The following is an 8,129-nucleotide window of genomic DNA, read 5'->3' as shown; positions in this document are numbered from 1 at the left end:
AAAAGACTACTATCTAAAAACATTAGGGATAATTGAGAAGTTAAAAACCGAACTGAAGTAGGAGGATTCTTATTCAACTAACGGGTGCTTTACTTTAATAAGAGGTCTTTTAAACGAACTTCCGCAATCGGTCCATTTAATGGAACAATGGTATCAGTCAAGATCGTTATTATAATGAATAACATGGGGGGAGGTAAGCCATATGGAAATTCAAAAACAAAAAGCAAAAAAAATTTTCGGAAACGTTACAAAGAAAAAGCATATACATGAATCTGTTCTTCTCGTAGAAAACTCCAATGGAGATGTCTCATACAGTTTTGGGTACGGGGGGTAAGAATGTAGATACGCCATTCTTTATTGCAAGTATTACAAAGCTGTTCACAACCACTTGTATTTTTATTTTGAGAGAGCAGGGAAAACTCTCATTAGATGATGAAATAACAAGATATTTAAAAAAAGACACATTGAGGAACCTTCATGTTTACAAAGGTCGCGAGTATTCTAATAAACTTACACTCTCGAACTTATTGTTCCATACAAGTGGATTGCGGGATGTGATTGAGGAGGGTAGCAATAAGTCGAAAATACGTGCTCTTGATAAGGATGTGCAAACTGATTTTAATGAAGCCATAATAAAGACGAAGGAAATCAAACCACACTTTGCACCGGATATGGGAAAAAGAGCTCATTACGCAAATATAAACTTTGAAATCCTCGGAAAAATAGTTGAAATAGTTACTAATTCAACATTGGAAGAAGTGTATAGACAATTAATTTTTAATCCTTTAGGACTCAAAAATACTTTTCTTCCGGAAGATGAGGATGATTTTATCCCGTATATTTATTATAAGAACACTGCCTTTTACCGTCCGAAATTACTTCTGAGCGTTCGCGCAAGTGGCGGTTGTGTTTCTACGGCTCGTGAATTAATGGTATTTATCAAAGCTTTCTTTAAAGGAAAATTATTTAATAATACTGTTTTTCATGAACTAAAAATAAACAACAGGTTGCAGGCTTCTATGCGTCCAATTCATTACGGTTCTGGATATATGAGAGTTCCACTAAATGGTTTTGCAACACTATTTATGGGGAAAGGTGAGTTAATTGGTCATTCTGGTTCAACAGGTTCCTTTGCATTTTACTATCCCGAAAAGGACATGTTTTTTATAGGAGATGTCAATCAAATGGAAAACCCCGCGACTCCTGTACGGCTGGTGATGCGACTTGCCATGTCTATGAAATCATGAAGATTAAAGTATCTTCCATTAACGGGTGCGATTGTTGAATAAAATCCTCTTTACTTATTGTGCTAACGGGTGCTTTACTTCCAAAAGGAGTAAAGCCTTTTTTCTTATTGAACTAAAGTCGCGGTTTAGTTTAAGTGTGTTGTATAATAAATGGATATCTTTAGTTCTAAAGTCACGTGTTAGTACAGGGAGGATTTTATGTGGAGTTTTAGCACTTTTAAAGACAAACGTTATTGGATTCTTTTGATACCAGCTATAATTATTTTGATTTTGTACGCTATTTTTACCCCGGATTATATTCTTGAAAAACCTTACGTTGCACCATTTAAAATACTTATAGGTGCAGCTTTATTTTGGTCTACATACCACATTTGGAAGTATTTTGGTGATAAAAAGAAGAGGGATAATACGGAAGACAGTTGCGATTTGTAACTTGCTTGTTCAAGTAACGGGTGCTTAGTTAAAGATGGTTGAGCTACTAGATGGCTCTTTGTGGAATACAAGTAGGCAGATTAAGGGGGAGTTTTGTGAAGTTATTGTTATCCATTCTATTAGCTGGTCTTTTAGGTATCTTGGTTATCTTCGGTTCTATTGGAATCTATATCTTATGTGCAATTATTGTCGGAGTCATTTTCAGGTCATTTGTTTTAATTAATGAGATTCATAAACAAGTAGTACCAGCCAATAGCAATGTCAGGGTGAAAGAGGCGTACGAAAGATATATAAAAGAGAGAGACGAAAAAGAACAGAAAATTAATGTATGACGTTTTTAACTAACGGGTGCTTTAGTTGAAAAAGGACCCAAAAATATCATTAAGCAATCTTTTTATAAAATCAGCAAAAATAGAAACCATTTGAACAAGGTTTATTTCAAAATGGTTTCTTTTTGTTTGTCGCCAAATATGAGTGTTCCTAGAACATATTTTTTTAAAGCTCATCAGGTCAAGAGTGTGTAATCGATCTGATATATGAAAAGAGGGTGTAAAAGAATAAAATTTGAAACTCTTTGAATATTTTAACGTATTATAAATACAAGTAATTTTGTTAAGGAGGGATATTATGAACATCGTATTTATGGTGATTTTCACAGGTATTGCTATAACAATCGGATTTAAAATCGCACATCTAATATACTTATTATTCAAACTAGGTTTCAACTTCGAAGTAATCAAACTCCTATTCGTCCTTGGAGTCATGGCAGCCTTTGCAACGTTTATATTAGTCGGTACAGATTATAGTACATCAGGTTTAATTATAACGTCACTCATAGGTGGGGCGATGCTACCTTCTTTATTCGACATGACAAAGATGAAGCCGAAATCTCATTACGGGAAAATGAAACCAAAGAGCGTATCTGAAAGAAACTACGCATGGAGCTACTACGGTGGTGGGAACCATGATTGTGGAAACGTAGGTTTTAGTAGTGGTAGCGTTAGTTTTAATAGTGATGGCGGTGGAGATTGTGGTGGAGGCGGCGGAGGTGGCGACTAACCGTAGAATAACAAAAAAAAATAAGAATCCATACGAGTAGTCGTATTTTGGATTCTTTTTTTGTATTTTATTTGAGTTATATGTCCGGGGAAGAAAGAGAAAGGTTAAAAGCTAAAGAACAAAAAAACTGGAGGTGCTTTGAACAAATGCGTGGGCTAAAGCCCATACAGGATCAACCCGCTGTGGGTGTTTAGTCAATGTTGGTTCAATTGTAATAATTAATGCTGATAGTGGGTAATCGATTCACTAGTTCAATAAGGAAAAAGGAAGGAAGTGGATGTTATGATTCATGTTGCGAAAGAATTAGCAATTTTCATAAATCCAATACTTGCTATAATTATATGCTTAAATTTGGTTGCTATTATGAAAAAAGTAAAGTTTCTGGAATGGTATAATGTTTAATGAAGGGAGAGGTTAAGGTTGTATAAAAAAATTAGAATGGTGGTCCTCGTAGCGGTTTTAGCGTTGGGTATGACAAGCTTTGATAACATGCAAGTAGACGCATCCACTAACAAAGTTATGTGGGGGAAAACTGAGTTAAAACAAGGACAAATAGGAAAGGTAACAATTCTAGCAGATACGAATTTAGTTAAAATAGGCTCAAATGGTTCACTTAATAAAGTACGCACACTAAAAAAAGGTGATGAATATAGAGTCTATACGTATAAGGGAACAAATGGCGGGTTATATGGTGTAGGAGCAAGTAGCTACGTACAAAAAGGTTCTCTAGTGAAATATGAAACTCCATCTAAAAGCAAGCTTGCTTTACTTAATAAAGAAGTAATTGGTGGGCTTACTCCAAAGGCAGGACTGAAGCTTGTTTATTCCCCTAGCTTTACTGGAAATACACAAAAAGAATTTACTACTACGACTTCCTATAATTCTGAATATGGTATTACTACGGCTTCTATAATTTTTAAAGATAATCCGATAGATGGTTTTACCTATTTAGAAACAAAAGATAGTCTAGTGTTTGGGGTAAGTCATACAGATTGGATATTACTCGATATTGCTTATCCATTGACTGAAGGAAAACAAACGAAAGAATATTATCAAATCGGTGTTGACAGTGAAGGTTTCTATAATGTAAATGTGGAAAGTACTACTAGCACAGTTAAAGTAAAAGCTGGAACATTCCAAAACGTGGTAGTAGTTCGTGTTAACAATGGGGATACGTATTACCTAGCACCAGGAATTGGTATTATCAAGCTTATCGATAAAAACGGTGTAATTAAAGCAGAATTATTATCTTTCAAATAAACATAAAAACCAGACATCAAGCAGATTGCTAAGTCTGGTTTTCTTTTAGAATTAGTAAATAGCGATCTTATGATAGAAACATTCACGTTTGCTTCTGGCGAAAGATAGTAGAATTCGCGGTTACATTTCCTATTTTTCTGAACAGCTATTACTTCCTGCTATAACTTGTCATGACATTTGCATGTCTGATATATGTTTCGATTTTATAACTCTGATATCCCACTTTATTTAAGGGGAAATATAATATTAAAAGGATTATTGCCAATTTAATAGAATAATAAACATAAGGAGTGTTTTTTACTAACGCAGCAGTATAGCTGAAGAAGGAAATTAACATTACATCGAAAAACTAAAAAAATTTGATAGACAGGAGTTAGATATAATGATAAAAGGTTTTGGAGGAATATTTTGGAGAACTAAGAATCTTGAGGCTACAAAAAAATGGTACAGTGAAGTGTTGAAGCTTGAAATAGAAAATTGGAATGGGACTATGATTAAACCTCAATTAGGAAATGAGACTATCTTTTCTTTCTTTACCGAGAATGATAGTTATTTTCCAACAGAACAACAAGTGATGTTAAATTTCGAAGTATTTAATCTAAATGAGGCTATTAAGCATCTTGAACAAATTGGTGTACCTCTTGCAAAGGAAAAAGAGATTAGTGAATATGGAAAGTTTATTTGGATTAAAGATCCTGAAGGTCGACTGGTCGAACTTTGGGAGAAATAGTGGAAGTGGGTTGTAATTATTTGCTATTAAGCTAATGGGTGCTTTGGTTAAACAAGGCCATCACTTTGAAGTGACCCCTAAAAGTTAGACACGGTTATTTCATTAGGCAGCTTGGTAAAAATGAGTTCGGTATGGTAGTGACCCCTTAAAGTTAGAGTTTTATTTATGCAGCTAATTGGCTGGCATGAGTTCGGTATTTTATCGGACTCATGCCGGCCAGTTTTTGTTTAATTCAATCGTTATTATAGTAATCGATATACTTCTCAATTTTCTTCTGTAACGCTTCGTAGGACATCAATTCTTCCCCGTAATACTGATTCGCTGTACTTTTTTATGATTGATTTTATGTCCTTGGGCTTTTAATTCCGCATGAATTCGACGATAGCCATATCGACCTTCATGCTGCTCAAATGTCTCTAAAATTAACGTTTTCCAAGCTTGATCTGGATCTTCCTGCTTCATTTGCTTGATATGATAATGATAAGTTGCTTCCGGAATATCAACTTGTTTAAAAATGTCTTTTAATCGGAATCCTTCTTCTTTAAGTTCAAAGGCGATCGCTGCTTGTGCTTTTCGAGGAAGGCATCCGGGTTCTCTCGAAAAGCCTTCAACTTTTTTAAATACGCAACCTCCAGACGAAGCAGTTCATTTTCACGTTCTAACTGTTCCTCACGAGACATTGTTTTTTCTACTTTAATCGCTGTATCTTTTGTTTTTTTAGACATAGATGGCCTTCCCTTCGCATGTTTAATTCATAGACTATTTGTGTTTTGTCTTGTTTGGTGATTTTTCCTTGTTTTGAACTAAGGCATTCAACTTTTTTAAATACTCGTTTTCCATTTCAAGTTGCTTAATACGTGCTTCAAGAGCTTCGACTGATCCTTCAACTGGAACTCGTTTTGATTGTTTATTTGACTCTTTATTCATGGATGGACGCCCCTTTTCCTTTGATTTCAGAGCGTCAATGTCAGCTGTGTTAAACAATTTAATCCATTCATGTACGGTTGATGGAGATGGGATGTTAAAAATTGCAGCTACTTTATTAGGAGTTACTTCAAAAAAATTATATAGTTTAGTACATACATTTAAAAGTTCAAATCATAGTTTGTATAGGTAGAATGAAAAGCTTTATTCCATTTGCTTTATACTGGGCTACCCAATCCTTTAATGGGCTTGAGCTAATATAAATTGATCAGCTATTGTTTTAAAGGAATCTGTTCCTTTTAGATACGTTAAAACTGCCTGTAATTTTAATTCAGAACTATATTTTGTCATAGAAAAACTGAACCTCCAATTGTTAGATGGTGTCTAACAATTGGGGTGCAGTTCAGATGCTAAGTATGGTTTTCTTTTTAGAAATAGTGAAAAGCGCCCCTGTTTAGTTGAATGAAGAAACACTCTATTCTCTTGATTTTGTTGTATAATAATAAATTATACAGTATTTTTATACGGTACGATTGAGGAGGATGGTATATGGAAATTAAATACGTAGAAGTATCGGATGCCACTATAATTCACGACTTAATGATTAAGGCGTTTTTGGAGTATAAGGATGAAGTGCCACCATCTAGTGCTTTAGAAGAGACGGTTCAATCAATATCAGCATCTTTAAAAGAGGGTGAACAAGGCTTAATTGGTTATGTTGATCATGAACCTGTTGGAATGGTTCGTTTTCTATTAAAAGAAAATGGTCTTTATTTTTATAGACTATCAGTTATCCCAGAGAAACAGGGGCAAGGGATTGCGAAAAAAATATTAAAATCATTAGAAGACTATGCAATTAATAATGGAATTCACACGTTACTTTGTAAAGTTCGAATGACTGTGCCTAAAAACATTAGATTATATAATTCAATAGGATATAACATTTATAAAGAGGAAGTAGTACATAAGCCAAACGATATTAATATAAAAGTTGTTTCAATGGAGAAAAAGTTATAGTCTTCAACTAACAGGTGCTTCAACAAATCTGCCCTATTGCGAAAAATCGTTATTTATTCACCAACTTTTGCAAGTGCAAAAAAGAAACAGTACATTATTGTATAATATATATACCCTGTATAAACTCCGCTAAATATAACAATATTATAATAAGATAAAGTGAGTTCCATAAAGAAGATAAATAGAATCCATTGAACTATTTCTAATAATAAATACATCCCTCTATTCACCAATCCAATATGTTCAATTAAAGCTTCTAAGAAAGTACTAAAAGGTATTAATAGAATAAATCCTACAAATATAATTAAAGTTAATAAAAATGGCCCGTAGGACGTAGAAAATTTAAAATCTATAAATATATTAGCTAAATATTGAACTCCAAGCATTATACAAATAATTAGTGATAGGACGACTATTAAATATATCGGTATTAATATGATCTTTTTTCTTCATTTTAAAACCATCTCCTAATACGTAAGCCATCGATTCTTCTGATATATCCTACAATATATTACGGATGGTCTGTAAAATGGTTTCATCTTATTCTAGAGCTTCGTATAGCCTTTTTGTTGGCACATAAGGTTAAGGGAAGAAGGCTTAACACAAAACGAATGAATACTGAGCAAAGAAGAAGGAATAAATGAAGATAAGATAATTCTCAATCCAGTTGAACATGAGTAAAGGTTTGTTGAAGAAACTGATGAAAAAAATTGGAGCGTTATTCTGGATGGGGATTAACGTTCATTTGATTAAACTACTTTCAAAAAAGAAGAGTCGATGAAAAATTGTCCTTATTTAAATTGGCTAAAGAAACTTATATTTAATTAAAACTTCCCGGTAATGTCCTAATTTTTATAAGGGAAAGGAAACAAGGTAAATAAGTTTCTTCTATATAAATGAATTTGGTAAAAGGGCGAACCAACATTTTTAAATAGAAAACACGATAATAAACTTGCTATATGATTAAAAGGGTGATATGATAATCAAATGTCGTTTTAACAACTAAACTTCTTTAAAAATGAAATTTAAAAAGTTGTTGACAACGATAACTGAATTTGTTATGATATAAAAGTTGCCCCGAAAAACGGCAACGAAAAATGAACGTTGAAAACTGAACATGCAAAACGTTAAGAAATATAGCTTGAAAGATTAACTTGTTAGTCTGATAGCAAAACAATTTTGACATCATTTTATGATGATGCCAGCAAAACAAAATGAGCTTTTAAACTAGTTCTATTTGTTGGCTTTCGAGACGTGGTGCAGTGCGAGGAAGTAAGAGAGAGAAGGAGGGAGCGTACTAACGTACGTGACCGACTGAACGAACGAAGCTGACGAAGCAATGCGCTACGTATCGGAAGTCAACTTTTATGGAGAGTTTGATCCTGGCTCAGGACGAACGCTGGCGGCGTGCCTAATACATGCAAGTCGAGCGAATGATGAAGAAGCTTGCTTCTTCTGAT

At 33.9% G+C, this 8,129-nt stretch carries 10 protein-coding genes, 1 rRNA gene and 1 pseudogene; 8 read left to right on the top strand and 4 right to left on the bottom strand.

Annotation, left to right across the window (positions count from 1 at the left end; translation table 11 throughout):
- The first annotated feature begins 202 nt into the window (after positions 1-202).
- Positions 203-334 (top strand): hypothetical protein, encoded by a 132-nt coding sequence (locus BMZ04_RS23020; protein WP_255368068.1) that lies wholly within the window; start codon positions 203-205, stop codon positions 332-334.
- On the top strand, positions 303-1,247 hold the full coding sequence (locus BMZ04_RS21520; protein WP_255368067.1) for a serine hydrolase domain-containing protein: 945 nt from the start codon (positions 303-305) through the stop codon (positions 1,245-1,247). The genes BMZ04_RS23020 and BMZ04_RS21520 overlap by 32 nt, the downstream gene beginning before the upstream one ends.
- Before the next feature lie 311 nt (positions 1,248-1,558).
- On the opposite strand, the gene BMZ04_RS22580 is transcribed toward BMZ04_RS21520, so the two are convergent.
- On the bottom strand, positions 1,559-1,750 hold the full coding sequence (locus BMZ04_RS22580) for a hypothetical protein (RefSeq protein WP_177184546.1): 192 nt from the start codon (positions 1,748-1,750) through the stop codon (positions 1,559-1,561).
- Positions 1,751-1,774: 24 nt separating this feature from the next.
- On the opposite strand from BMZ04_RS22580, the gene BMZ04_RS21510 reads away from it, so the two are divergent.
- The 4 genes from BMZ04_RS21510 (at position 1,775) to BMZ04_RS21495 (ending at position 4,728) form a co-directional block, all read left to right on the top strand.
- Positions 1,775-2,011, top strand: a complete 237-nt coding sequence (locus BMZ04_RS21510; protein WP_093277689.1) for an ATP-dependent Lon protease — start codon at positions 1,775-1,777, stop codon at positions 2,009-2,011.
- A 295-nt stretch (positions 2,012-2,306) separates the two neighbouring features.
- A complete protein-coding gene (locus tag BMZ04_RS21505) occupies positions 2,307-2,738 on the top strand; it encodes a hypothetical protein (RefSeq protein WP_093277684.1) in 432 nt (143 codons plus the stop codon).
- Positions 2,739-3,158: 420 nt separating this feature from the next.
- Positions 3,159-3,998: a hypothetical protein gene (locus BMZ04_RS21500; protein ID WP_093277680.1), complete on the top strand. Its 840-nt coding sequence runs from the start codon at positions 3,159-3,161 to the stop codon at positions 3,996-3,998.
- A gap of 382 nt (positions 3,999-4,380) precedes the next feature.
- A complete protein-coding gene (locus BMZ04_RS21495; RefSeq protein ID WP_093277675.1) occupies positions 4,381-4,728 on the top strand; it encodes a VOC family protein in 348 nt (115 codons plus the stop codon).
- 294 nt (positions 4,729-5,022) lie between these two features.
- Here the strand turns inward: BMZ04_RS21495 and BMZ04_RS21490 are convergent, their stop codons facing one another.
- The 3 genes and pseudogenes from BMZ04_RS21490 to BMZ04_RS23240 all read right to left on the bottom strand — a co-directional run.
- Entirely contained in the window at positions 5,023-5,190 is a 168-nt protein-coding gene (locus tag BMZ04_RS21490) for an IS3 family transposase (RefSeq protein WP_093277672.1), read from the bottom strand.
- A 59-nt stretch (positions 5,191-5,249) separates the two neighbouring features.
- Positions 5,250-5,453: a hypothetical protein gene (locus BMZ04_RS21485; RefSeq protein ID WP_093277667.1), complete on the bottom strand. Its 204-nt coding sequence runs from the start codon at positions 5,451-5,453 to the stop codon at positions 5,250-5,252.
- A gap of 18 nt (positions 5,454-5,471) precedes the next feature.
- Positions 5,472-5,763 (bottom strand): annotated as a pseudogene (locus tag BMZ04_RS23240) (IS3 family transposase); the annotation flags it as partial.
- 438 nt (positions 5,764-6,201) lie between these two features.
- Here BMZ04_RS23240 and BMZ04_RS21475 point away from each other — a divergent pair.
- Together BMZ04_RS21475 and BMZ04_RS21465 are read left to right on the top strand one after the other, a co-directional pair.
- Positions 6,202-6,669, top strand: coding sequence for a GNAT family N-acetyltransferase (locus BMZ04_RS21475; RefSeq protein ID WP_093277658.1), 468 nt, complete (start codon positions 6,202-6,204; stop codon positions 6,667-6,669).
- A 1,364-nt stretch (positions 6,670-8,033) separates the two neighbouring features.
- Positions 8,034-8,129, top strand: a 16S ribosomal RNA gene (locus BMZ04_RS21465); the annotation flags it as partial.

This window comes from Psychrobacillus sp. OK032 (genome assembly GCF_900111345.1).
Taxonomy (GTDB): domain Bacteria; phylum Bacillota; class Bacilli; order Bacillales_A; family Planococcaceae; genus Psychrobacillus.
Note: the sequence above shows the minus strand (reverse complement) of the source record. Positions and strands in the feature narration are given on the sequence as shown.